This is a genomic window from Butyrivibrio sp. WCE2006 (assembly GCF_000701985.1).
GTDB lineage: Bacteria > Bacillota > Clostridia > Lachnospirales > Lachnospiraceae > Butyrivibrio.
In genome coordinates this window covers 1-25,492 of the sequence record NZ_JNKH01000047.1, presented here as the reverse complement: position 1 = coordinate 25,492, position 25,492 = coordinate 1, and the positions used below count along the sequence as shown (strand labels likewise).

Annotated in this window: 31 protein-coding genes and 3 pseudogenes; 1 reads left to right on the top strand and 33 read right to left on the bottom strand. The window is 39.6% G+C overall.

Annotation, left to right across the window (positions count from 1 at the left end; translation table 11 throughout):
- From yaaA to T501_RS17395, 6 genes and pseudogenes are all read right to left on the bottom strand, one after another.
- Positions 1 to 616, bottom strand: a 616-nt coding sequence (gene yaaA / locus T501_RS17420) for a peroxide stress protein YaaA (protein ID WP_044916548.1), incomplete at its 3' end; no start/stop codon positions are given.
- Positions 617 to 990: 374 nt separating this feature from the next.
- A pseudogene (locus T501_RS23010) lies at positions 991 to 1,155 on the bottom strand (family 43 glycosylhydrolase); the annotation flags it as partial.
- A complete protein-coding gene (locus T501_RS17410; RefSeq protein ID WP_044916544.1) occupies positions 1,142 to 2,599 on the bottom strand; it encodes an MFS transporter in 1,458 nt (485 codons plus the stop codon). The pseudogene T501_RS23010 and the gene T501_RS17410, both read right to left, overlap by 14 nt.
- A 3-nt stretch (positions 2,600 to 2,602) precedes the next feature.
- Positions 2,603 to 5,674 carry a glycoside hydrolase family 2 gene (locus T501_RS17405; protein ID WP_044916542.1) on the bottom strand — a complete coding sequence of 1,024 codons (3,072 nt, stop codon included), beginning with the start codon at positions 5,672 to 5,674 and terminating at the stop codon, positions 2,603 to 2,605.
- Between the two features lie 89 nt (positions 5,675 to 5,763).
- Positions 5,764 to 7,098 carry a glycoside hydrolase family 1 protein gene (locus T501_RS17400; RefSeq protein WP_442856387.1) on the bottom strand — a complete coding sequence of 445 codons (1,335 nt, stop codon included), beginning with the start codon at positions 7,096 to 7,098 and terminating at the stop codon, positions 5,764 to 5,766.
- Positions 7,099 to 7,122: 24 nt separating this feature from the next.
- On the bottom strand, positions 7,123 to 9,582 hold the full coding sequence (locus tag T501_RS17395; protein ID WP_044916536.1) for a glycoside hydrolase family 3 protein: 2,460 nt from the start codon (positions 9,580 to 9,582) through the stop codon (positions 7,123 to 7,125).
- A gap of 122 nt (positions 9,583 to 9,704) precedes the next feature.
- On the opposite strand from T501_RS17395, the gene T501_RS17390 reads away from it, so the two are divergent.
- Complete coding sequence (locus tag T501_RS17390; protein WP_050008384.1) at positions 9,705 to 10,901, top strand: helix-turn-helix domain-containing protein; 1,197 nt, start codon at positions 9,705 to 9,707, stop codon at positions 10,899 to 10,901.
- A gap of 22 nt (positions 10,902 to 10,923) precedes the next feature.
- Here T501_RS17390 and T501_RS17385 read toward each other — a convergent pair whose 3' ends face one another.
- The 27 genes and pseudogenes from T501_RS17385 to T501_RS17265 form a co-directional block, all read right to left on the bottom strand.
- Positions 10,924 to 12,330, bottom strand: coding sequence for an MFS transporter (locus T501_RS17385; RefSeq protein ID WP_044916533.1), 1,407 nt, complete (start codon positions 12,328 to 12,330; stop codon positions 10,924 to 10,926).
- A gap of 324 nt (positions 12,331 to 12,654) precedes the next feature.
- Positions 12,655 to 12,894: a hypothetical protein gene (locus T501_RS17380; RefSeq protein WP_155994915.1), complete on the bottom strand. Its 240-nt coding sequence runs from the start codon at positions 12,892 to 12,894 to the stop codon at positions 12,655 to 12,657.
- A 20-nt stretch (positions 12,895 to 12,914) separates the two neighbouring features.
- Entirely contained in the window at positions 12,915 to 13,523 is a 609-nt protein-coding gene (locus T501_RS17375; RefSeq protein WP_044916527.1) for a hypothetical protein, read from the bottom strand.
- Between the two features lie 21 nt (positions 13,524 to 13,544).
- A complete protein-coding gene (locus T501_RS17370; RefSeq protein ID WP_155994914.1) occupies positions 13,545 to 13,754 on the bottom strand; it encodes a hypothetical protein in 210 nt (69 codons plus the stop codon).
- Between the two features lie 108 nt (positions 13,755 to 13,862).
- A complete protein-coding gene (locus T501_RS17365) occupies positions 13,863 to 14,066 on the bottom strand; it encodes a hypothetical protein (RefSeq protein ID WP_044916523.1) in 204 nt (67 codons plus the stop codon).
- On the bottom strand, positions 14,063 to 14,191 hold the full coding sequence (locus T501_RS22425; RefSeq protein ID WP_255347455.1) for a hypothetical protein: 129 nt from the start codon (positions 14,189 to 14,191) through the stop codon (positions 14,063 to 14,065). Before T501_RS22425 ends, T501_RS17365 begins: the two co-directional genes overlap by 4 nt.
- A gap of 77 nt (positions 14,192 to 14,268) precedes the next feature.
- The gene (locus T501_RS17360) at positions 14,269 to 14,664 is read right to left on the bottom strand and encodes a hypothetical protein (protein ID WP_044916520.1); all 396 of its coding nucleotides are present in this window, start codon (positions 14,662 to 14,664) and stop codon (positions 14,269 to 14,271) included.
- Between the two features lie 11 nt (positions 14,665 to 14,675).
- Positions 14,676 to 15,188 (bottom strand): GNAT family N-acetyltransferase, encoded by a 513-nt coding sequence (locus T501_RS17355; RefSeq protein WP_044916517.1) that lies wholly within the window; start codon positions 15,186 to 15,188, stop codon positions 14,676 to 14,678.
- Between the two features lie 12 nt (positions 15,189 to 15,200).
- Complete coding sequence (locus T501_RS22760; protein ID WP_242845564.1) at positions 15,201 to 15,317, bottom strand: zinc-ribbon domain-containing protein; 117 nt, start codon at positions 15,315 to 15,317, stop codon at positions 15,201 to 15,203.
- Between the two features lie 16 nt (positions 15,318 to 15,333).
- Complete coding sequence (locus T501_RS17350; RefSeq protein ID WP_044916516.1) at positions 15,334 to 15,528, bottom strand: hypothetical protein; 195 nt, start codon at positions 15,526 to 15,528, stop codon at positions 15,334 to 15,336.
- 29 nt (positions 15,529 to 15,557) lie between these two features.
- A complete protein-coding gene (locus T501_RS17345) occupies positions 15,558 to 16,889 on the bottom strand; it encodes a topoisomerase DNA-binding C4 zinc finger domain-containing protein (RefSeq protein ID WP_044916514.1) in 1,332 nt (443 codons plus the stop codon).
- A 44-nt stretch (positions 16,890 to 16,933) separates the two neighbouring features.
- Positions 16,934 to 17,173 carry a hypothetical protein gene (locus tag T501_RS17340; protein WP_026511728.1) on the bottom strand — a complete coding sequence of 80 codons (240 nt, stop codon included), beginning with the start codon at positions 17,171 to 17,173 and terminating at the stop codon, positions 16,934 to 16,936.
- 51 nt (positions 17,174 to 17,224) lie between these two features.
- Positions 17,225 to 17,299: pseudogene (locus tag T501_RS23005) on the bottom strand (SEC-C metal-binding domain-containing protein); the annotation flags it as partial.
- Between the two features lie 917 nt (positions 17,300 to 18,216).
- The gene (locus T501_RS17330; RefSeq protein WP_050008383.1) at positions 18,217 to 18,501 is read right to left on the bottom strand and encodes a hypothetical protein; all 285 of its coding nucleotides are present in this window, start codon (positions 18,499 to 18,501) and stop codon (positions 18,217 to 18,219) included.
- Positions 18,502 to 18,552: 51 nt separating this feature from the next.
- Complete coding sequence (locus T501_RS17325; protein ID WP_242845559.1) at positions 18,553 to 19,356, bottom strand: DUF5131 family protein; 804 nt, start codon at positions 19,354 to 19,356, stop codon at positions 18,553 to 18,555.
- A gap of 88 nt (positions 19,357 to 19,444) precedes the next feature.
- Complete coding sequence (locus T501_RS17320) at positions 19,445 to 19,627, bottom strand: hypothetical protein (RefSeq protein WP_044916509.1); 183 nt, start codon at positions 19,625 to 19,627, stop codon at positions 19,445 to 19,447.
- An 11-nt stretch (positions 19,628 to 19,638) separates the two neighbouring features.
- A pseudogene (locus T501_RS17315) lies at positions 19,639 to 19,887 on the bottom strand (TfoX/Sxy family protein); the annotation flags it as partial.
- 23 nt (positions 19,888 to 19,910) lie between these two features.
- On the bottom strand, positions 19,911 to 20,324 hold the full coding sequence (locus tag T501_RS17310; protein WP_050008382.1) for a GNAT family N-acetyltransferase: 414 nt from the start codon (positions 20,322 to 20,324) through the stop codon (positions 19,911 to 19,913).
- 68 nt (positions 20,325 to 20,392) lie between these two features.
- The gene (locus tag T501_RS22420) at positions 20,393 to 20,629 is read right to left on the bottom strand and encodes a tautomerase family protein (RefSeq protein ID WP_050008381.1); all 237 of its coding nucleotides are present in this window, start codon (positions 20,627 to 20,629) and stop codon (positions 20,393 to 20,395) included.
- 152 nt (positions 20,630 to 20,781) lie between these two features.
- Positions 20,782 to 21,138, bottom strand: a complete 357-nt coding sequence (locus T501_RS17300; protein WP_044916504.1) for a hypothetical protein — start codon at positions 21,136 to 21,138, stop codon at positions 20,782 to 20,784.
- Positions 21,122 to 21,313: a hypothetical protein gene (locus T501_RS17295; RefSeq protein ID WP_044916501.1), complete on the bottom strand. Its 192-nt coding sequence runs from the start codon at positions 21,311 to 21,313 to the stop codon at positions 21,122 to 21,124. The genes T501_RS17300 and T501_RS17295 overlap by 17 nt, the downstream gene beginning before the upstream one ends.
- 543 nt (positions 21,314 to 21,856) lie before the next feature.
- A complete protein-coding gene (locus T501_RS17290; RefSeq protein ID WP_044916499.1) occupies positions 21,857 to 22,459 on the bottom strand; it encodes an ATP-binding protein in 603 nt (200 codons plus the stop codon).
- A 14-nt stretch (positions 22,460 to 22,473) separates the two neighbouring features.
- Entirely contained in the window at positions 22,474 to 23,241 is a 768-nt protein-coding gene (locus tag T501_RS17285; RefSeq protein ID WP_044916497.1) for a nucleoside phosphorylase, read from the bottom strand.
- A gap of 26 nt (positions 23,242 to 23,267) precedes the next feature.
- The gene (locus T501_RS17280) at positions 23,268 to 23,816 is read right to left on the bottom strand and encodes a GNAT family N-acetyltransferase (RefSeq protein ID WP_026665618.1); all 549 of its coding nucleotides are present in this window, start codon (positions 23,814 to 23,816) and stop codon (positions 23,268 to 23,270) included.
- A 321-nt stretch (positions 23,817 to 24,137) separates the two neighbouring features.
- Positions 24,138 to 24,350, bottom strand: coding sequence for a DUF4869 domain-containing protein (locus T501_RS17275; RefSeq protein WP_044916495.1), 213 nt, complete (start codon positions 24,348 to 24,350; stop codon positions 24,138 to 24,140).
- A 232-nt stretch (positions 24,351 to 24,582) separates the two neighbouring features.
- A complete protein-coding gene (locus T501_RS17270) occupies positions 24,583 to 25,002 on the bottom strand; it encodes a pyridoxamine 5'-phosphate oxidase family protein (RefSeq protein ID WP_242845558.1) in 420 nt (139 codons plus the stop codon).
- Positions 25,003 to 25,040: 38 nt separating this feature from the next.
- Positions 25,041 to 25,364 carry a helix-turn-helix domain-containing protein gene (locus T501_RS17265; RefSeq protein ID WP_044916494.1) on the bottom strand — a complete coding sequence of 108 codons (324 nt, stop codon included), beginning with the start codon at positions 25,362 to 25,364 and terminating at the stop codon, positions 25,041 to 25,043.
- Positions 25,365 to 25,492 lie beyond the last annotated feature (128 nt).

The window sequence follows — 25,492 nt, the reverse complement described above, 5'->3', positions numbered from 1 at the left end:
CTCCCCTGGCCATCTTGGCATATGTCCCCTTTGTCACAAGCTTCCCATTTACCATCTCGCCAAATGTGATGGTGATGTAACAGTCATCCGGTTTCAGGTATTTTTCAATGCACTTTGAATACTCCTTCGATGCAAGGTTTATTATAACACTGGTACCATCACTTACTTCATCATAGAGCCTGGATCCCCACAGATCATATAAATCCTTATGTCCATTAATTGCTGCCTTAGCCTGCATCTCAAGCCTGTATGGCGTAACTCCGTCCATCGGTTTCAGCACACCATAAAAACCTGAAAGAATTCGAAGATGCTCCTGCACATAATCAAAGCTTCTGTCTTCAAACACCGCAGGTGCCATATATTGAAACGCGATTCCTTCATATGAAAGTATAGCTGGTGTCAGCTTGTTACGAAGATCCATCTCTTTAATACGTTTATAATTCTGCTCAGTAATCTTATCATTACATCCCCACAGTTCTTGTAATTCAGAATGTGGCTTATTGCAGAGCCACTCAAGTATTTCCTCCGTCTGGTCAATAAATACCGGAAGTCCCTGACACTCAAGTTTATCCGTATCCACATTCATTTTCTTTGCAGGTGAAAGAATAATCCTCATCACAGTTCTCCAAACATTTTTTCAGGTCCATCGGCTGATTTCATTTTCCCTAGCTTTACATAGCCGGTATGTATGCTGCAATAACCGCTATCACTAAGGCAGGCAGCATATTAGCCACTCGCACTTTCTTGCCCCAAACAAGGTTAGCAGCACTGTTTATTATTGTCCCCAACATTATCATGGTCTGATATTCCCTTTTTCAATATTCTCCTGATATTTCCATGGATAATTATACCTATGAAAACGGCAGGACACAATTCAAAGAAAACTGCGTCCTGCCGTTTGGCATTATCACTAATTTAGTGCATCTGGCTTCTGTTCCGATGCCTTTTTTCTATCAATCATTGCTCCGACCATCATACCTGCAAACATTCCAAATCATCTACCGGTGCAGAGTACACCACATAATCCTCCATGCAAAACCGGCTACCCTTTTCTTTGTCGTGTGATCCATAGATGTACACCCGATTTCCAAACACATGGGGTTCCGCATCGGGAATGTATTCATCTAAAGGTAAATAAGGATTACATATAGGCATTTTCTTTTCTCCTTTCCAAATCACGAATCATTTTTTCTCTTTCCAAAACAGTCAAGGGGTACTTTCCATAAACCAAAAATGCGAGAGCTCCACAAATAATTGGAATCACAGCCGTCAAATATCCAAAGCACTGAAGCATTCTCTGTAAAGAATCCAGACTTCCCAAATACTTACTCGCCTCTACCCTCGCTTCATATCCAAAAACGACCCATAAGGCTCCAATAAATGCCAAGCCTCCTGATTTTTGCAACTCCGATAATAATCTTGTAAAAGATTCTATGGTCGCATTCGCTGGCTTACCGGTCTTCCATAGTGCATAATCCATCGTCTCCACCGCTAAAAGATTTCCCGGTAAAAAAGCCATCCCACATCCAAACAGCAAAAACGCCAACATAGCAAAATATAGATTTGAATTAAAAGCAAATTGACCACAAATTTGTAGAATCTCCATAACAACTCCCATAAATACCGTAATTGCAATGGAAATCTTCATCCCTTTAACAGGATTATTTTCTTTCTTACACATGGCAGCTGATACCAAAGTACCAAACACAAAAGGTACGAACTCTACAATTCCAAGTATCATAGACAAATACGCAAACTTTCCTGAATCTAAATATCCCGTTTCAAACTCATAGCAATAATTCCATTTCACATAGTACATAGCAATTAATGTAATTGTCACATAAATAAAACCCACAAAAAAATTCCCAATCTGATAGGTTACAAAGGGTTTGTTCTTCTTCACCATACGAAAAATATCCAGTGCGTGGAAGGTGACGTGTTTTCTAGTCTGTTTTAATATCTTATTCTCGTTTACAAGTACTACTCCTATCAAAGAAAGAATCATGGAAACAAGAATCAGCACCATAACATACGTCCCAATTCCAGCGCGTTGATTTTCAAAATATTCATTATAATGCTCTACAAATTGAAACATAAATATGAAAGGAATGACTGCTACAAATCCAACTAGTCTTGGCCACAGAATAAAAGAGATTCTTCGATTATAATCCATCGTCATGGTTTGAATTAGCGCACCGTTTACAAAAAACGAAGACCCAAAATCGTAGATTAAATAAAAACAAATAATATATGCAACCAAGAACTTCGGATCACTACATAAGGCTTTCGGAATATGAAAAATCATAATGGAAGCAAAAGATACCATTCCTACGCCAAGAGCACAGAAAAATCTATATTGTTTTTTCCCTTTGGATACCACCCAGTCAATTAACCAACCTTGTATCGGATTTGTTGCCGCATCCAAAAGATGTAGAAAAGGAAGAAGCGTCGCCGTAATAAAAACACTTCCAAACATATCTTCAACCGGAAAATAATCCGTCAGATAAAATGCCAAAAAAGACGAAATCAAAACTTCACCTGTCGTCTTTGTCAAAGACATCATGGATATTCCAATTAAATTTTTCACTTCATTTTTCACGATTTATTCCCTCGATATCACTTTCATCAAAAAATGGGTTACATATAATTCATTGGATTTTAAACGATACTTATCATAAAAAGATTCCATTCCCGGCAGATCACCACCAACACCACTCATTTTTCCATAGATGTTTAACGTTGTTTCCTCGCCTCTTTGAAGTTCATAAATATGCTTTGCGTTCTCCAGATTTTTTTTGGAATAATCCCAAGCAGAAAACTCCATTCCATCTTCGGACAAATTCCATACAAAAATATCATGTTGCTTTCCCTCCAAAGACAAAAAGCGCACATCACAATGATTTCCATTTTCTTGCGGTCGCAAATACATATGACTCATATCCGATAGTCCTTTTTCATACAAACCTAAAAGTGCACTTTCTTTCCGGTCTATATAATTTTCATGGGGTCCACGACCATACCACCGGCAACGTTCAAAGGTCTCTTGAAAAGAAAAGGAAACTCCCGTCGCTACAACATCTTTTCTTTTAGTCCTTACCTTTAACAAAACCTCGTAGTATCCATTTTTATAGTCTGTAATCTCTGTTTCCAACTTGTTGCAAAAGGGATGTCCATAAACTGTTTGAATGCTTCGTTTCCCGTCTTCATTTTTTGTTATCTGATTCAGAATACAGAGTCTTTTATTTGCAGCATCCCACTGTCTTACCAAAACAGTGTTTTCCAGCTGAGGTACAAAATGACCCAGATCAATGTTATTGTCTGTTGCCACTCTGGACAGCTCCAGATTCATAAATCCATTTGCCATTTGAAAACCCAGGTCTTTATGTACTAAATTCGCTTCCCCGTCACTTTTTCCAACATCCGGTTTAACCAAAAGAAATGGGCGAATCACAAACTGTGACACAGCCACAGCACTTCTTTCCAATTCATTTTCATCTTTTGGGAAAAAATAAAAATTGACAATGATTTCCCCAGCTTTTGGAAACTCCTGTTTTCTTATTTCTTCCAAAATAATCGTCTTCTGTTTTCCCGGCAATATTCCCTGTAACTTCTCTTCTTCTATTTTTTTCTTCAAAACCGGAACTCCGTTGCAACATAGTTCCCAGATCAAATCATAGAACGGCAAGACAGAACAAAACATTTGATGATTATAAATATGAAAAACTCCGCTTTGGGGATGAGTGCTTCTAACATCCAGCCACTGATAGCATTTTTTTACCTCATAGGCGTCAGGATGAAAACTTCTGTCTGCAAACAATATTCCGTTGCCACAAAAAGCTCCATCACTCTTCTTATCCTTCTTTTTCTTAAATCCATCTTCGGAGTAGGTTTCTTCAAAATCTATCCCGTATAAATACCGATTTTCTCCATCTTTCTTTACACAGATAGCCTGATCCACAAAATCCCATATAAAACCGCCACACATGTGAGGATATTTTTCAAACGCTTTTGTGTATTCAGAAAAATTACCCAGACTGTTTCCCATTGCATGGGCGTATTCGCAAAGCACCACCGGCATTTCCTCGTACAAATCACAGGTAATATCTTTGTTGTCCGCCGCCAATGAATTCATTACACCATCCATCAACCCTACAATTGCTTCCTTATGGCACAACTGATCTAAGTTTTCTTCTGTTGGATACATACGGCTTAAAAAATCCGTGCATTCCTTATCATGCATCCCTTCATAATGAAAAGGTCTGGTTCCGTCTAACGCCCCACCTCTGGCACGCATTTTTTTGAATACATCTCCCATACCGGCTTCATTTCCAAGACTCCAAATAATGACGCAGGGATGATTGCGGTCCCGCAAAATCATTCTCTCAATCCGATCCACACAAGGAACTTCCCACTCTTTTTTTGACATAGGAAGGATTCTACGAACTCCGTGAGACTCCAAATCAGTTTCATCCATAACCAAAATTCCGTATTGGTCACAATGACTATAAAACAGAGGATCATTAGGATAATGACTGGTACGTACTGCATTGATATTCAATTCTTTTAATATTCGAATATCCTCCATATAACGTTCTTCACTGAGTGTCCAGCCTGTGTTGGGATCAAAGTCATGTCTGTTGACACCTTTTAAAATTAGTCGTTTCCCGTTTAAGTACAGTATGTTGTCTTTTATTTTTATTTCTCGGAATCCAAACTTTTCCTCTTTGAAATAAATCTTTTCCCCGACATTCCATCGTATTTGTACATCATATAGCTTTGGGGATTCATGGCTCCATAACAGTGGAGCCACCTCCCCTTTCATTTTGAAAAACGTTTTTCCTTTTTTTAACGTCACCGATGCTTTTTGCAGAAATTCAAGTTCGGAAATCTCCACTTCTACTTCAGTGACCTGACAATCCCAGACAGACTCAAAATACAATTCGATTTGAAAATCACAAGGCACCTTTGTATCCCACATCAAATCTTTCTGCCACTTTGTGGGAAAAGAAGCATGCATAAAATAGTCACGCACCGTCACCTTTGGTTCCCAATACAAAAACACATCCCTATAAATTCCACTGAAGAACCACATGTCCTGATCTTCAAGATAAGTGCCATCGCTATATCGATATACAATGGCTGTCACTTGATTTTCTCCCGGTTTCAAATAGTCCGATACCTGAAACTCATGGGGTGTCATAGAACCTTGAGAATAGCCTACGTATTTCCCGTTTACATAGACTTCCAAAGCTGATTTCACTGCTCCAAAATGCAAATAAACATTTTTATCCTTCCAAGCCTCCTCGTAAGAAAAACTTCTTCGATACACTCCAATCTCCTGAAGGTTTTCACTTATATGAGGAATATTCCCTTTTTGCGTGTCGATTGCCTGGGGATAAGAAGATGCAAAATAATAGGGTGAACCATATCCTTGGAGTTGCCACACTCTTGGCACAACAATATCATCCCAGGCACTGTCATCATAAGTATCACAGGCATACTCTTTTTTCACATTACATCCCTGAATATACAAAAACTTCCATTTCCCGTTTAGGGATGTCTGATTCTCATTCTCACCAAAATCTGCTGGATGAACTTCCTTTGGAAAAGACAGGACATGACCATCTTCTTTATTCTCTTTTATAAATGTGATATCTTCCCATTTTTTATTCATAATGCATCCTTTTATGTCAGGAAACAGTGATTAACATTACATCATTTACCTGCATCGTTTTCATTTGTTCTCCGTTTCAAAACCTTTTCTTATATTGTTTCTCCGTTTGATTCAATAATCTTTTTATACTCATAAGCAGAATCTTTGAGTATTCGTTTTTGGGAGCGAAAATCAACGTAGATTAAACCAAATCTTGGGTCATAGCCTTCTGCCCACTCGAAGTTGTCAATAATGGACCAATGCTGATACCCAATAACCTCATATCCTTCACTAACTGCTCGCTTTAACTCACCTAAATAGCGATGGATAAAATCCACTCTTTGCGGATCATGTACCTTCCCGTCCAATTGCTGGAAGTCCAAATTTGCCATGCCGTTTTCCGTAATCATAATAGGAAGGCCATACCGTTCTGACATAAATCGAATTGCCCAATATAAAACCCTTTCATCAATAACCCATCCCAATTGAGTTCTGGGAATTCCAGGCTTCGATTCATGTTTTTCCTTTGTCCAATCCTGATCATTGGATGGTGCATAAACATTCAGCCCCAGAAAATCTAAAGGCTGATGGATTTCATCCATATGTTTCATTTTTGTACGAAAGATTCCCAAAGCATTTACTTTTTCCCCCTTCAGAATCGGATCAAACCACCATTTATTGCTCATAACACCAATCGTAGATTCAAAAGACAATCTTCTGGCTTCTTCTATTGCCTCCACAGAATCATTCTCTGGAACATAGGCTGCTGTTGCCATGGCAATTCCAACTTTTGGCTTTTTTACAGCATTTGCTCGAATGGTTTTCACCGCAACTCCATGGCAGCGCATACAGTTTTCCGATATTCTTGCAAGGGCAAGCGGTCTCTTATGAAAAGGTGCATGAGCTCCCTGTAAATGACCATTCATAATAAAACACTGAGGTTCATTAATTGTCATCCAATAAGCTACGCGATCAGAAAATGCCCGAACTACCACTTCCGTATATTCACGAAAATAATCTACAATCTTATTAGTGTACCAGCCTCCCATATCCTGCATCCAAACCGGCAAATCCCAGTGAAAGATCGTAATCATAGGTTCGATATCATTTGCAATCAATTCGTCTATTAATTGGTTGTAAAATGCAATTCCCTTCTCATTTACCATTCCGGGTTTTGGAATAATACGAGACCAGCTTAGAGAAAATCGATAGGACTTCAAACCGATTTCCTTCATCAATGCCACATCTTCTTTCCAATGATGATAATGATCACAGGAAGTGTGACAATCTTCTCCATTTTTAATCTTTTTGGAGGGCGCCACGTCCCAAATACTTGGTGTTCTTCCATCCTCATTCCAAGCCCCTTCTATCTGTGGTGCCGCAGACGCAGCTCCCCATAAGAAGTTTTCATTAAATGCATTTGGCATATTCTTCTCCTCTTTCATATTTTGAGTTATTATTTCAACTTTCTATCCTACATAATCGCTCTTCATTACAAGACGCAGGATTCGTTCTACGCTAATTTGTGCTGCCTTTCGATTCAATCGTCCTGTCTTTAAATCATTTAACAATTGCTTCACTGCAGAACCATCCCCAGGCATAATCAAATCATTTCCGTTATTCGCACATTGATAATAATCACCTTTTCCCTTTGTGATGGCACCCCAGTCTGTCATAACCACTCCGCTGTATCCCCATTCTTTTCGAAGTACATTCATCAACAATTCATTATGATTTGCAGTATATGTACCGTTTAATTTGTTATAGGATGTCATCAACGACCATGGATTACTCTCACGAATTGCAATTTCAAATCCCTTTAAGTAGATTTCTCTCAAAGCCCGTTCTCCAATATTAGATGACATATGCTCTCGTTCTGTTTCCTGATTGTTGGCGCAAAAATGTTTTATTGTCACGCCCACTCCACCTAAGTGCTGCACTCCATCAATAATTGACGCCGCCATATAACCGGACAACAAAGGATCTTCCGATGCATACTCAAAGTTTCTACCGCACAGTGGGTTCTTTTGAATATTTATAGCCGGTGCAAGCCACAATGTAATTCCATATTTTTTCATTTCACGTCCAACAGCATCACCAACCTTGTAAATCAACTCTCGATTCCAAGTTTGTGTTCTTACCGTAGTAGAGGGAAAAGCCGTCGTAAACTGACAAATCATTCGATCTCTCTTGGGATTTCCTACAGCAATCCATTCCATTTTCGGCAAAAAACCATAACTCCAATTTTCAGGAAGATGAAGATAACTTTTTTCCATTCCTCCTTTTGTAATTAGAGACTGTGGAGTCAGATTTAAGCCTGCCGGTCCATCCGCCATGTTAATACTAGGCAATTTATGCTTTTTCCAAAGGATATTTGAAGTTCTTCCTACGGTTCCCGGTGTACGAACGTAGCCATAACTAACGACCGATCCTCCAACCAGCATGGTACACAGCTCTTCATCTGTCAGATTTAAAACGCGGTTCGAAGGTATTACTCCTTCTGATTGATGTTCTGAAATGTAAGAATCAAATACTGAAGTGTCAATCTCTAATAAAGGAAGTTCACGATTCTCAATATAACTATTCTCAAAAATCTTCTCATCGAACTTCACTTTACATGAGTTCAACGGCTCTACTTTTTTGAGTAAACAAGCTTGCTGAACCACAGCAATCGTAATTGCATTTAAATTATCAGCCGAAGTCCCTTCAAAGAAAACATACTCTCCGGATAGTAAATATTCCCCATGCATATCGGCTTGATAAGTAACCAAATCCTTCAAGGATACTTCAATTTCTAAGATTTCCTCTTCTCCGGGATTCAGTTTCTTGGTTTTTCCATAACCAGCCAATTCTTTCATCACCTGATATATATCTGCAGAAGGCTTGCGAACATATATTTCCACTACATCTTTTCCGGAATAAACTGCACCGGTGTTCTTTACACAAATGCGAAAAACAAGTTTGGTCCCCTTCTGCTTAACATCCAAGTAACAATGTTCAAATGTTGTATACGACATACCATATCCAAAGGCAAACCTTGGCTCTATATGATTTGCGTGAAACCATCGATAACCAACGTAGATACCCTCTTTAAAGTTTGCTTCCTTGGAATTCTCTCCCAAAAAGCCGTATTCATCAGCTCCAGGGAAATCATAATAATCTTTTGCCCATGTTGCAGTAAGACGACCACTGGGAGATTCATTCCCCAGCAAAATATCTGCTACCGCATTTCCTGCCTCTTCTCCCGGCTGACCAATATACAATAAAGCATCCGGTTTCGTTTCTTCCCTATCCATAAAAGAACAGTCAACACTTCCACCACTGTTAATCAAAACTACAACCTTCTTATAATGCTTCTTCAAAAAAGAAATGGAATCTACTTCCGTACGTGATAAAAAGTAATCTCCCTCTTCCAGTTTTCTGTCGCCACCTTCACCGGCTTGTCTTGCAATAATATAGATTGCGACGTCACATTCCTCTTTCACATGCTTCTCGCATATTTCATCCCCTACAGGAAAAACGAAGTGATGCTTATCAATCTCTCGAAACATATCCATCACATTCCACAGATGATATCCGCGAATATGTTCTTCCACATCATCCTTCCACGCCTTACGCTTCCTTTTATATTTCTCGTCAAATTCGTCTATCCAAAGAGTAGATTCTATTTTTACTCCAGCATTTTTTAGTCCCTGCTCTATCGTTACTTTTTGACGTCCCTTTGTTTCTCCGCTTCCGGTTCCGCCAAAAACAGTCATTCTTGCTCCGGTACCAAACAAAGCAACGGTTCTTTCCTGAAGAGGTAGAACTCCATTGTTGTACAGCAGCACAAAACCCTCTTCTGCCACTTGTCTGGATAATAAGCGATTTTCTTTTTCCAATTGACTTTCTTCATCATTATTCGGTGATACGACAATAAAATCTTTCATCTTATAACCTTCCTGCTTCTACATAATCTATGTTCTTTAATCATAAGATACTTGCTTCCCCCATATTGATAATGTAAAATTATCTTTAAAATTGTAATTTATGTTTTATCAAGGTAATACTTATGAATTATAAAGATTTTTGCCAACTATTCTATGCCGCCCACAATATACCAATTGCTTGTTTTAAAGATAGTCAATTTATATCATTCTGTGGCTATCCGGATTATTTTTCACCAAGCATCCAGATTTTCGACCAATTATCTGCTTCCAACAAAATAATAACAACCTCCTTAGCTGATGATAATTGCTACTATGGTCTGGTACAGTTGAACGCAGGCAAAGACACTTCTCTTTTGATTGGTCCTGTTATTTCTTCCATGCTTAATGAAGAAATCATTCATAGTTTTATGAGAGCACACAGCATCCCTCCCAGCCAAAAAAATAAACTTGCTGATGATTTAAATCGACTGGCCCGAGTAAGCTATCACCAATTCACCAACATTCTTTCTATGGCTTTTTTTACAATACACAGGAAAAAGCCCGCATTAGAAGATTTGTTCTCCATAGCAAATCCCAATCTAAAAAAAGATATTGCCAAAAAAGTATCCCATTCCTCCTATGAAGCAAGGGAAGAGCAAAATTTTCACGGTACCTATGTGCTGGAACAACAAATACTAAGCTACGTAAAATCAGGTAATGTAGCTCAGTTGGAAAACTTTTTATTGCAACATGTAAAAAACCAACCTTTGTCAGAAGGAACTGTTGGTGACTCTCCTCTTCGGCAGGCAAAGAATATTTTTCTTGGTCAGGTTGCAACGATTGGAAAATTTGCGGCTATACCGGCAGGGTTAGATATAGAATTAACTTACCAGTTAATCGACCAGTACTCCTTGGAATGTGAACGCTTGCAAACTATCTTTGATATTACTTCACTTCAATATAATATGCTGGTTGACTTCACCAAACGCATCTCAGAAAAAATGACTCCTTCTGGCTTAAGTAAAGATGTGTACACCTGCATTCAATTTGTAAACGGACACATGAATGAAAACATATCTGTTGATGACGTCAGTAATCATATTCATCGAAGTCGATCCTACACACTTTCCCATTTCAAAGAGGAGCTGGGGTTCAACTTAGGAGAGTACATTACACACGCAAAAATTCAGGAAGCCAAAAGTTTACTTACATTCACCGATAAATCTCTTAGTGAAATCAGCAACTATCTTTGTTTTTCCAGTCAATCTTATTTTCAGAATGTGTTTAAAAAGATTGCCGGCGAAACACCCCTTTCCTTTAGAAAAAAGACACAGAAGTAATCTGCTTCTGTGTCTTTATGTTTTATTCCTCTGAATGCATTCTTCTTTTTTCCACTTCTTCTTTCATTTGGGGCAATTTCCCTTCCAAATCAAATCCTCTGAAAATTATATACATAAGAAGATTTATAAATATCGGGAAGATATTTGCAAATCCATAAATGGAATACCTCATTGATGTGGTAGCAACCTGCAAGGACGCGTCATAAGCTCCAATCACTAAAAAGGCAGATAGTATAACTGAACCTATACCGGAACCCACTTTTGATCCAAATCCAATAGCACCGGATGAAATAGCTACAAGTTTTTTATCATACTTATATTCGTTGTAGTCTACAGCCATTCCCAAAAGTACACCATACAAACACATCAACGGCATCATCATTACACTTGATACAATTCCGGTTGCAACATACATTACAATATTGCCGGGCGCCAAACAACGAATAATCATTGCTCCTACGGTTCCAAGCAATCCAAAATCAATCGCACCTTTGACTCCCAGTTTCTCAATAATCGGTTTTGAAATACCAAATCCTATTACCGTTCCCAAAAGACCAAAACCACCAACTAACGCTACCAGATTATCGTTTCCGAAAATCCACTTACAATAATAGGTATTTGCTGAAGCTGATATGGCATTTGTAACACTGGTAATAATATTAAACAGTAAAACTATTACCCAATACTTACTGGCAAATAACATTTTTGCAGCTTCTTTAAAAGGAACTTTTTCTTCCTCTTTTTCTTCCGTTTCATATTCTGCAACCTGCATTACGGCTTTATTTCCGTTAATACTACAAATCAATAAAGACAACAGCACTACCAAGGCAATTATAAAGCCAAACTTAATCCATGCATTTTGTGTCCCTCCCAAGGCATTGGTAATCGGAATAATCGCAATTGCCATAATGATTCCGGAAATATAAGATCCAATTGCTCTAAAAATACCAAGATTGGATCTTTCATCCAAACTTTTTGTTCGAACAACGATGGTAGCTGCAAAGGGAGTGGATATTAGGGTATAAAATACCGCAGTCAACAAAATATTTGTAATTGTTACATAGGCAAAGGATGCCACCTGACTAATATCCTTTGGAACAGTAAACAGCAAAATAATTGTAATTGCTGCCGGAATCATCATCCGTTTCATCCACTTGTAGTATTTCTCGTTTCCGCCTTTGGATTGTTCCACAACATTTCCAAACCAGATATCTGTAACTGCATCAATGACTTTTGCAATTCCCATTGCAATGCCTACGCCACCAACAGCCAGCCCTACTTTATCTGTATAAAAATATGTTAACTGACCAACCAGGTTACCAATTAAAGCAAGACCAAACTGTCCCAGCATATCTGCCAAATAGTCATACCCTCTTAAGACTTTTTGCACACCATTTTTATCAACTCCTAGCTCTTTATGTTTTCCCATAATTGCCTCCTTTTTTACTATATGATATAAATAGCATCTAAAAGAAGATCAATATTGTAAAATATTATTTCATAGTGTAATTTTATCTTTATTTTCGAAGCTGATTTCAAGAACAACGTACATCACTTTCATCCACACCAATCTTTCGGAGCAAGCATAACGCTCCACGCTGTCCACACTTTCTGATAAACACTTTAAAGAAAGAATGGCACCACAGGATACCAAAAATACGTAAGCGTAGTTAGAACTCACGGTACCAGGGTATATAAAAAGCTCCCACAAACCGCTTAAACTAGCAGTTTGTAGGAGCCAAAAAAGTATCTTTTATGCGCACAGTGCAAACATCTCTATCTGCGTCGCTTCTTTTGGATCAACATCTTTTACACTGATATTATAAGAGCCATAATCACCAAGCGAGACCGTGATAATCGGATTCTGTTCAGTAGAATTATCCGAGTATCTTGCAATCATTGTCTGGGAAGCATTGGGTCCAACGGCGATTGCAGACATTCCAAGTACTATACCATCTCCTGCAGATGGAGCCATGGACGTTGTAGATGTCAATTCTACCGCAAAGGGCTTATTCAGAGCACTCGCTGTGACTGCACTGGCTGCAGCTGTCTTATACCAGCTGTGGTCATTTCGTCTGTCATAAGAATCAATAGCATAAAGACCCATGCAAGCTCCTTCCTCTCATCAAATAGTTTCTGGATCTTATCTTCGTATTCTTCTTCGGCTTGCTTTTCCTCTTTTTCCTTCAAAGCTTCTTGAATGTCATCCAGATCCTTATCTATGCGTTCCATGAGTTTATCCCATTCCTTTTCGGTAAACTCCTGGTTTCCTATCTTGATCTTAACTTCGGTCTCATTGTTAAGAAGCTTATGATAAAGCTCAGTTTTATATGAGTTTATCTGTTCTATCAAAGAGTTTTCCTTAATCTCTGGCTCTTTTTCCGCATCCGGAGTCTCGTTCTCCTCAGCCGTATCTTCTATCGGCTTGGACTTCTCTTCCTCGATCTCATAACGCTTCCTTGTGCAGTGATCATACTCATGAATAGCCCTCATGATTGCATTGAGGTCCTCCGGTGTGAACATACTGGCAGCCTTAGCCAGCTGATCGAGGTTATCTACATTCACATGCAGAGCCCCTCCACTTGGAAGATAGATTTTAAGCACCTTTTCCTTCTCATACATATTTCCCAGAGTTATGGCGTTCTACTGATAATCGCATTCTAAAATTACACCTTTGTAATTGATGATGCCATCCTTAGCCAGGAAGTTATAAGGACATTTCATCTCACTAGCCTGACTGAGATGAGAACCAAAACTTTTAGAAGTCTCATCTACGTCTGTATAATTCTCTTTTCCCGCTACAGAATATGTATTGTCCGCATAACGATCAAGTGCCAATGCTGCTATACCCATAATGCCTCCTGAATGGTAATAAAAAACGTGCCCTTTCATAGAATCAATCCATTGAAAAGACACGCATTCCTCTTGCTATCTCTTATATCGGCTATTATCTTTAATTGTTTATACCAATAAAAAAGAATCAGCTCCAAATCCATCTCTGAATTCTTTGCTGATCCTCTCTTTTTCCTTCTTACGGTTGTAGGCCTTTCCACTTGGAACGCTTCTTGTTACAGGATTTATCTCTCCCCAGGTGCGTCTCTGTGTGGAATGGTACTCTTTTTGTGCTTTCTTACTTCGTTTGTCCAGTGAAACATACTTACTCATTTTGATTCCTCCGTTTCTTCCTTCTGAACCTTCTTGTTATATTTTGATGCAGGAATACCGAACAGTAAACATACCGGTATTATCGTAGCAAGCAAAACAAGAATTAATAAAATCTTTGCAGTCATTATAAACCCTCCAGCAATATTTATGATGAAATCATTATATCTGATGCCAGAGGGCTAATATATCTCAAGGTTAGCGATTACTCTATGTCTAATTCTCTACCTCTGCAAAATTCCTTGATTAAAGCAATATCTCTAAAGTCTTTCTCCCGGCCAAGGTCCTGTTTCATTTCAATCAGTCCATCAAGCGAAAGCACCGGGATCCCTTCAATGTACTCTATAGAGCCACATTTCCAGTTTTCAAAGATCTCTATGTCATCTCCATAGTTAAACTTGCGATTTCCGCTTTCTGTAAGCTGGTATGAATACCCATCTGACACAAGCTTATCTGCCATAGCAGAAGTGCAGCCCATATCAATATCGTGGGTCTGCTCTCGTATCCCATATAGAGCCATCGCACTTCCGGTTATTACCCAGTATTCTTCACAACTATATGGAAAATCTTTTAATCTGCTGATAATATCCTGCTTATTCAATAATAAAAACCTCACGCGATATAATCTTCCCTCTTCAGTTCCATCTCAATAATATTAAAAGGCTCTTTTTCCGTTATCTCTTTATCCTTGAATCCAATCTTCTTGTAGCATTCATGAGCAATGTCATTGTTCTCAAACACACCTATGGTAACAACCTTAGCATCCATAAGTTCAAAAGCGTACTTAAGGCCCAGGCGAAGCATTTCTGCCCCGTAGCCCTTTCCTCTGATGGTATTATCTACAATTACCCAGCCGAATCTAAGGATCCTGTTATTGCCATGGATGTAGCGGATAATGAAATGCCCTACTACTCTGTTCTCATCATCTATTGCGATCCAGGGATAAAAGTTGTCAGGCTCTTTGCAGTCGCCATTACTCTGTCTGTACTTGTCATCAATAATGCCTGCGGTAATCGGGAACTCTCCAAAATGATCTCCGCCCCACTTAACAAATACATCCTCGTCTTTTATCCATTCACTTATCTTTTCAGCATCACAGCTCTTATATGGTCTAAGCCTCAGCATAATCCCAGCTCCTCAAAACCTCGTTCCGCACTTAGGACAAAAATCAAAGCCCTCTGTTGTCTCGTATCCACACTGTCTGCATCTCTTATAACCGGTCGTGAATCCTCTTCCGCCGCTTACCTGTGTCAGATGACTTGGCAGGATCTCAATCTGAATCTGCCTCTGCGGCTGGTTCCTCTATCTGCTCATTGGAAGCAGACTCCGTCGGTTCAACTGGTACAGAGCTTTCCTGTGCCGGAGTATTTTCTTTTTCAACATTCTCGTCAACTGCATTCCCGCAGCCAGTAACAATAATCAGGGTAGCTGCTGCAATTACTCCAAGAGTTCTTTTTATTCGCATTTCATCCCTTTTACAACTTCTCCTTCATTTCATCGAATTGACCGAGTATATTTACATCTAGGATAACTACTACATCCAACAAATCTGCCATTCCTACCATTTCTTTCAACAAGCCTGCTACCGCATTCGGGACACACGGTCGGATCGTATCTATTAGCATTACTTTCCCTATGTGGAATACTAATTTGTACTGCTGCCTTAGGATTGTTCCTGGAGCATTCGATACATGTTCCCAGATTCACATGATTCTTCCCACCATATGAAGAAAAATCCCTATCCATCGCTATCTTTCCGCAGAACTCACACTTAACCCATCTGTTCCCATCGGGATCTTTAATAGGCTTTTCCTGTTGCTCAAAACCAGCAGCCATGTTGCGGGCAAATTCTTCCCGGGCTCTGTGCTTTTCTGACTCAGCAGCCTCCTTCTCTCGAAGCAACTGCACCTCACGTTCTCTTATCTTTCGCTCGTATTCCTCTTGGAGTTTCTTTTCTTCTTCCAAGCGTTTTTGGCGTTCAGCCTCGCGCTTTTCCTGCTCCATGATACGTCTGTCGTGTTCACGATCCTGCTTATTTCTGAATTCATAATATGCTTTATCATATAAAGTATCTAAACTATCTCTGTGAAACAATAGGTTATTATTCTCATCAAAAGAATAGTCACTGAGCCTTCCTTCTGTAACAATTGTTTCACACCACAGCCCCTCTATATCCTGATCGTAAAAGGCTGCTTCCAGGCGAGCATCTTTATAATCAATACCATCTATCGACAAAAACAAACAATAACCCTGTCTGCTTTCAATTTTCATCATCCATTCCGGAAACTGACCTCCGGAGCCACAATTCATGATATCAGCAATATAATAAATCTTGATATCCTGTGTATTCATATCAAGAATATCAAGCTTTTCATCTGTGATGTTTGCCCTGTCATGGAAGTAGCTGATTGCAAGCTTATGGAGCTTTGATACAAAAGAAAACTCATACTTCCTGTCAGTGCTGTCATCAACTGCATTTATAGGCACTCTGGTGTCTATGTCCCCGGTTTTAAGTTTATCATCGAGCCAGCATTTCAATACTATCTTTGACTCTATCGAAGTCTTGCCTTCAGTTACTGCCGTACACTCAAGCTCTGTATCAGAATCCTTTATCCTAAAATGCTGTTCCCTAAGATTTCTATCCCCGGCTACAAGTATAAGATTGGCACCACAACCGCAAGGACAGAACAGTTCTCCTTTTTTGCTCTTCTCACGAAGCCAATTTAGTTTCTCCGGAATATTGATCTGCTTATCACCAATGACAGTATATATGGACTCAATTCCTATAGATTTTCCGTTATATATAGCCTCCGTCCTCTGGGCCATTAAACTCTGCTCCTTATCTTACATAGTGTTTTGCATACCCGATTTCATCTATAACAGATAACGCTCTCCAGCTGTTGATATGTTTTACCTTCTTCCAGCTTAAACGGATGCTGCTTATTATCTGTTATATCACGCACGACTTTATGGAGATCATTGTAGCCGTTCATGGTATCGATGACGCATACTTTTTCATTCCCTACAACTATATAACCAGTTGCTTCATGTGCCTCATCCATAAGATAAAGATAAGGCCGTAATTGCTTTATGAATAATTCTTTGCCCATCTCTTTCTCCTACCTTGTCAAAAATACAAACACACATGCTTATCGCCTGCTTCAGTTTCTTCCGCAGCATTTCTTAAACTTTTTACCGGAACCGCAAGGACATGGATCATTGGGATATACCTTCTTGGTCGTCTTCTCAACAGGGCCATTCATACCCATAGGCATGTTCATAACCGGCATTTCAACTGACTCTCCATCAACGTCAACACCAAATCCCATCTCCCTGATATGCGGAGCTGCCTCAGCAAGCATCTTAGCTGCATGACTGCTTCCTGGAATTATGGTTGGCATCTGTCCCGGCTTAAGAACCGGCCTTGGCATATCACTTGGTGCATATCCCCTGTTAATGAGCATATTGGTTCCATTTGTCAGCGGCATATACAGACTAACAATCTTATTCACCTGCTGATCATTTGCAAATTCGAACTGATCCCAGAACCATTGCATGGTATCGTGTGGATTATCATCCTGCCATGAGATCCTGTCCCAAAGCTCATACAAAAGATCAATCGCATCATCTCGCTCCATCTTCATATCTTTCACAAGAAATGCCAGCATATCCTTATACACCTTGTGAGATAAAAGAGCTCCCGTAAAGAACAACTCCTCAACTTCTGCAGGAGTAGGAAAATAATAATCTTTATCCGCCTGTGCTCTACGTAACCTGTCCAAAGAATCCATATGACCGATAAAGAGCCTCTCAATAAGCACATTTTCTATCTTGACTGACTTAAGCAGATCATCTGGGATACGCTTATATATCACATCAAGTTCCTCTGCATCCATATGCATTCCTTTTTTCTTGTTAACTACTTTCAGAAAAACATCTACCGGTGTGTATGCGTACATGGTTTCCGCCCATCTAAGGCACATCCATACCCAGGCAGCTCTTGCTCTGTACTTATTAAATTCCTCACCAGCAATCTCTTTTGTATAGATCTCCCACACATCTGTAAGCGTTAAGAAATAATGGTCTTCATCGAAGTATGCCAGTTCCATCTCGTTTAATGTGCAAGCCATATCAAACACTGGCTCATCCGGTTTTACCTCAATGACCTTTCCATATGCTTTTTCCAAAAGAAGCAAACAAGCATAATAAAAGTGCCGTATATCGCCGCAAGAATTAAACCAGTATTTGCAGCGACTTTGCGGTCGTTTTCACATTCATTGTGAAGACCTGCCGTCATCATAATGAACCCAAGCGGCAGGATAAGGCACACAAAGTAGTATCCCATAGGATAGTTGATTATCAAAAACAGTGCAAACAGAAAAACTGTCACCGTCACTATCCACGAGCCCAATTTTGCTATTGTTTTGTTCAGATCCATTTACTCTTTCTCCTAAACTTCGATTTGCGCCTTAGCACGATATTTAGAAAGTTATAAATCCAATCCAGCTTTATGCGCCTGGATATGCTGTAGCTTTCTTGGGATGTTATAAAGCTTCCCATCCTTAATCAGTTTTGCTCCTGTCTGGTGATAATAAAATGAGATTCCGTTCTCTTTACACTGTAACCATACCTTCTCTACCCATTTATAATCGCAGACCCTTGCATTTGCTCCTGACTCTCCACCTACGGAAACCTCCTCGATGAGCGGTCGTCCATCGGAAGTCCTGTATTTTTCGATATATGGACTCAAATCCACCTCAGTCAGCATAGGTTCTATCATCACGGCATGATGGAACAATGGAAGATCCAGATAAACCGGAAGTCTCTTATCCAGCATATCCTGATTCTCACAGGTAACGGCTATCGTAACATGCTCCCATCCGCTCCCCCATCCTGCAGGGAGATGATCTGCAATACGCTCAGGTCTTTTAGTAATCATAAAGAATGTACAATCTGAACGCTCATTCATCATTTCCCAGGCATCTTTTCTCCATCCATCTGCATCGGGATGAAAGAAATCTGAAGAAAAACATGTATAAATGTGTGACCCGCATGGAACCTTATACATGCCCTTATACTGTCCTGACCTTAGTTTTCGTATTGGGAGATTAAAGTTATCTGTCTTATGAAGGACTGTAGGGTCCTTTCCTATGGACTCATCTCTCCGGTAAACATAACAATGTAGGCACCCTGTACTTGCTCTGGTGCATCCATGCCACAGATTCCAGTTAAGTGCCAGCGGAGGCCGTGGATCATTGTGTTTTTCCTCAAAAAACGATAATTGCTCCATCATGAAAACCATCCAGTTAGATATGAATCACTCCCACTATCCCAAAGTCACAGCCCAAATGCAAAGATTTTCATCGTAACTATTCCTTCTTTCACTCCGCAGGCCAAACATCGCCTATATTAAGCCCTCTATCTATAAGCCATGCATCCTCTACAGATACAGACTTTGTCTGGCCCTCTTCGTTTTCAAGTGTTACTGAGACCTTTGGCTTTTCTCCTGGCGCGAACTCCTCGCAGCCAAAGCCCCCATCAAAAAATTGCTTTATCTTCCACATGAATTTCTGCCTCATTTCTTTTTCTTGGGCTCAGGAAGCTCATCATACATTGCTTCCAAAAGATCTCTAAGAAACTCCTTATTATCAACATCATCAACAAGCAGCATCTTTTTTGCCCCTTCGTAAGGAAGCTCTAGATCCGCATCTGGCATCTTATCTACAGCTGCCTTAATGTTCTTTACAAGAAAACGGTCATCATAGATTCCGCCAACAATCTTGCCGCGATAATAGATGATGTATTCGCCCATCAATTTCAAATAACCGTTTCATAATGCTCCATTACTCAGATTGCCTTTGAATAGAAATACTTGCTCAGTTTAGGCTCCTTGTCTTCTCTGACAAATTCCAACGAGTATCCGAGCTTCTTATAAAACTCAGGTGCCTGGAATCCAAAGGTCGTTAGGGTGATTTTCTCATATCCCTTTCCTGAATACTCCTCCTCAACTTTCTTAACAAGCTCTGATCCGAGCCTATGTCTTCGATATTTCTCATCGATTATCAAATCCCCGATATGGACTTCGTTATAATAGGCTCTACCTGTTATTACTCCAATAATCTCGCCCTCATCGTTCTCTGCCGCAAAGCAGTATTCTTCAAAATTCAAATCCACATTACTCTTTTTAGCAAAGTCTGTGAATGCTTCATTTATAAACTGATCTGCTCTATCAACATTTTCATATATTCTTTTTATCAACATTTATGTCTCCTCACAGACTGCAGATACATGTTTTCTAATTATATACGCAACATCTTTTGATACTCCTATTAGTCACAAGTATATTCTGGTCTTTTATATAAATACTGATCATCCGGAACAATGCTCTTATCCCATACTTGTTCTTTCCAGTTTTCCTCCGGAATATCTTTAATTGCAACAGAAACACTCTTGGTCTTACATCCAAGTGTCTCAGCTATTACTTCCGCAACTTTTTCACTGTAATTGTTGCCACCATTATATTTGCAATTCTGCCCCAACAAGCAGGCACTGACCATTATTTTCATCTGTTAGCTCCAAGACTCATATTGTCTGACTCTAGTCCAAAATCGGCTCTTTTTTCAAAATACTTATCTTCTACTATATCTGTTTTTATAAAAGAAAAAAAGCCACCTGACGGTATTTTATCCGCCAGATGGTTCTCAAATTCATATATATTTTAGACCAATTCCAGTCTGTCTATTACAAAGCATCCTATGGCTGTTACGGTCATTACTGCTATTACTACTACCATTCCAACCTTATCATAAGAAGCATAGAAATCTCCTGAGAAACGGAGCTTTATATATTGTCCCCATATTGCACTGAGGATTACTAAAAGTGTAAATCCTAAAGATGCAGCATACATGAATGAAACTATTATGCTGGCCAGTATGTTTCTATAACCGGAGCTCTCAATTCCTATGGATTCAAGGTTGGATACTATTATAATTCCCATGATGAGAAGATAAATAACCGTTACAAAAACTGCCTTCTGCCAGGATACGCACTTAAAGCAGCTATGTATAATAGCCATTATGATTCCCAGGAACATTCAGAAATGAATCAAACACTTCGTATTCCCTGCGCATCATGGCTATCGTCCATATATCCCTTTTATGTTTTTCAGGATTATCAGTGTCCTTGAGGATCCCGCCATCCGTATCACACCGCTCAATTGCCTCTCGGATCATCACCCTCTCAACAGCCATCTTTGCTGTAACATTCCTGTTTAAGCCAAGTACACGAGGTGGGGTGCTGCACATCCAGGGGATGTGCGCTTAGCACCGACCGAAGTGGAACGTAGATCGAACCCAGATACCCTTTCAGGATGGCGGTTTTTCCCCTTCGGGGACTAGCTTCGCGTCGCTCCCTTGCTGTACCAACCACGCCAACTCTGCATATTTTTAGGCAAAAGAAAAACCGCTTGCCTTTTTCATCTAAGGTAAGCGGTACTCAAACATGTTTATCTATAAGCTTCTGATCCGGTCTCTATACTATCCGGTTCTTTGCCAAAACAACATTTTCTCGCATTTGCCTATCCTTAAATGAGCGCATGAAATTAAACATCCACTCTGATTTGCTCTGGAGTGATGATTCATAACTTTCGCTATAGAGGCAATAATTGCGATTCATTGTTGTCATGTCTCTTTCTTTTCCTTTCCGGGAGCTCTTATCTGCTCCGCTTATCACTTTCTATATCGTATAGTAACACCGGCAACTTTAGTTGTCATTATATTTGTAGTATAAAATAATCAGCCCCCAAAGCGATATTCCTTTTCTTCCTTCTCATTTGGATTTAGTCCAAAAGCCTCTATTATCTTATCAGCAACCTGCTCAGGTGAAAGATTTGTATTGTCAACCTTAAGATGGTTTGTAAACCACACCTCACCCTCATACGAATTTAGCCTGTGATTCTTATTGTCATCTAAAAGATTAGTTCTGCTCCATTCCACATTCTTCTTCGAAGCTTTTTTCTCCATTCTATATGGAGTCTCGTTGCGAGCAAGCCTGGTCTCAAGATCCGCACTGAGCTCAGCAAAGTAAAAGTCCCCACCGCTCTTTGTAAATAAGTCATGAAGACTTGTAAGATAATCTCTTTCCTCCTGCAATTCGAATGCTGTAACGTATGTAAAGATAAGGTCAACATCATACTTTACAGCCAATTCGAATACCTTTTCACGAAAGAAAGCGTTGAATTCCTTCTGCGCAGGCGTCGCAAACCCGAATATCTTGTCAGAAATCTCGATACTGTCATGATTGATCATCAGATTGTATTTCAATTTATCCCTAAGGCTCTCTACCACCACCATCTTGCCAACAGCCTGAGGGCCGCACACTACTATAAGATTTGCCATTCTTACCACCACCCTTAGTTATAATCTCTCAAAACATCAAGTCCAAGCAACAATGCTTTCTCATGGGACCCTGTACCAAATGACCTGGCATCATACTCATGCACATTAGCCAATGAATCAGCAGTGAACAGGAACTGTCCAAACTTCGCTCCACGTTTCCTGCAGCATGCTGCAAGGGCTGCACATTCCATTTCCACCACAGAACAGCCTTCCTCAAGGCGGTATCTCACCATATCCTTGGTCTCTCTGAAAAAGCCATCTGTTGTCCAGGTTGTACAGGTTACAAACGGAAGATCATGTTTATTAAATGAGCTTTCGATAGCTGCTATCGGTTCCTTATCAAGTTCAATATATCTGGATGCTGGAAGATAGTGATATGAAGTACCTTCAGCTCTCAACGCCTTTACCGGAACAATAAAAGCATCCTCCGGAAGATCCGCAAGAACTCCGCAAGAACCAACTGCAATTATCTTCGTACATCCACAGTTAACAAGTGTATCAAGAACCTGCGTTGCTGATGCCGAGCCTATAGGTGACTGCACCAGACATATATCTTCTTTTTCCTCATGTAGCACATATATCTTTATATTGTGAGAGACTGTAATAAGCTCTTCTACCATAGCTGCATTATTCTCTTTGGCGTATTTATGGACTACATCTCCAAGGAATGCAAATAAACACTTCTCCGGCAATCTCTCAGCTGTCCAGTCATGATCAGGAGCTATAACTTCCGATGAACTGTCATCATATTCCAATAATGGTATTTCATTTTGTATTATCATAGAAACCTCCGATCTTCGTGTTTAAATCACAGAAACAAAATCATATTAACTTCATCAATGTATGTTCCGTCCTTCAGTTTGAATGCCTTTGGAGTTCTTCCGCATTCTTGAAATCCCATCTTTTTATATAAAGCAATCGCTCTATCATTGTCCGCATAGGCTCCAAGTTCCATCTGTTCAAACCCAATTTCCCTAGCTTTGTCTATAGCCTTCTGCATGAGTATTGTTCCAAGCCCACCGTTACAATATGCCTGTTCAAGGGCAATTGCAAAATCACACCTGTGCCTGAGCTTGAGATGATTTCTGTGACGGCTTATAGAACAGTTACCTACAGCTCTTTCCCCATCAAATACGGTAAACCAGGCAGAATCCTCAGCCTCCAGATTATTCCTGATTATCTCTTTTTCTCTTTCGAGTTCAATATTTATTTCTTCAGGATATCTTACAAGATAATGCGTTTCTTCTGCTGTCTGCTTTATGTAGTCCAGCATGGTAACAGCATCTTTTTCCTCTGCAGATCTTAGGACAAGTGTTCTTCCATCATTAAGCGTTAACATTTCTTCTGCAATTTTCATAGTGTTCTCCTCCTGAATGTAAAAAAATAGACCTTATCAAAACTATTTTAGCTTGATAAGGTCTTAATACACTTGTTTAATGAATCAAAAAGTTTACAGATTCATCATATAGCACGGCCTCATCTCGCATGGTAATCTAAGCCCCTGAATATTTTCCACGGACATATAATTGACCACCATTCTATTGACGAGACGTGTATTTGTCATATAACTGGCATTCCTCCAAGATTATTAGTTGTAAGTATAGACATAGCCCTGTTAGCTGTCAATAACTTTTTGCCCCTCTTTAAATCTCTTTATCACTTCAGCTTTGCGCCATCCTTAAAAGCATTGCCCACCTTTTCTCCAACTCCGTAATATCCATGGGCTGTCTATAACCTTAGGCCCGATGACATCAGATTTATCTACATCCTTTATCATCTGAACCGAAAGTGGGTCAGTTATCCATTCATCCTCATAACTGTTGTTAAAAAACACATCCGGATTAAAAATATAATTATCCGATTCCAAATCTCCGTAACAGATTTTTAGCATGATTATCTTATCTCCTCATCTGCTCTATATCTGCACTACAATTATACATCATACCGTGAGCACAAGCTCACTAAGCTAAACTACAGCCACCTCATATTTCTTCTTAGCAAATTCCAAAATCACACCTCATAATGCTGCCTGCTGCCAAATTCTTCCTTCTTCAGATCAGAATCCAGGTAATCAAAAACCTCCGGCACAACCTTGATCAGAGCCATAGGCTGAGGAAGATTTCTCATAGCAGTTTCGGTATTTTCTTGTATTCCATAACCTTCAGGTACTCTTCACTAAAAGGCTCCACAAGACTCGCCATGCCTTCAATCTGCAAGCTCTTAAGATTCCCGAAGCCGTTGTATGGCTCATAGATTGCCATACCTACATGTTTATTCTTCTTAAGTCCACGGAACTTTAATCCACCTTCAGAGAAAAAATAGAAGTGGTTATCCACAAAGTTATACTCTATCGGTGTGCACCTCACATGTCCTTCTGAAGCTGTTGTCAAAGTGCATGTGTTGTGAGCCTCGATAAAAGCTGTGATTTTCTCCAGAACCTGCTCCCTTGGCATTTTCTTTGAATGCGCATCCTTATTCAGCCAATAATTTGCTGCTGCATTGTAATCAAACTTGAAGCTGTCCTTTAATACTGTTGCTTCCATCCCAAATATCTATATCAATAATTGTATGTTTATAAATTTTAAATAGCATTAAACACGTAGTTGAAAAAAGGCTCGGACAAAACTCCGAACCCTAAAAAAGGAAGAAGAGGACTCGCGTCCTCTTCCATCTCCATGTTATTCATAAGAATGTCTTCAATATGACATCCGAATATAATACTAAGTCTTACAAGATTATCAACATTTGGTAAGCACTGTCCGCGCTGCCATTTGTAAATAGCCTGTTCCGACTCAAGTCCAAGTGCTTCAGCCAGTTCGCAAACACGCATATTACTCTGCTTTCTAAGCTCCTTAATTCTTGTTCCAGTAGCCTGCATGTCCACAAAAACATCAAAGATATCCATAGCCGCCTCCTTATTAACGCTTTTGCTATATTTATCGTTTTTAACCACATTTCTTTTAAGGATTAACAACAGCCGCTTGTAAAGAGTAGTATATCACATCTGCTATGTAAAAAAACTAAACCTGTGGT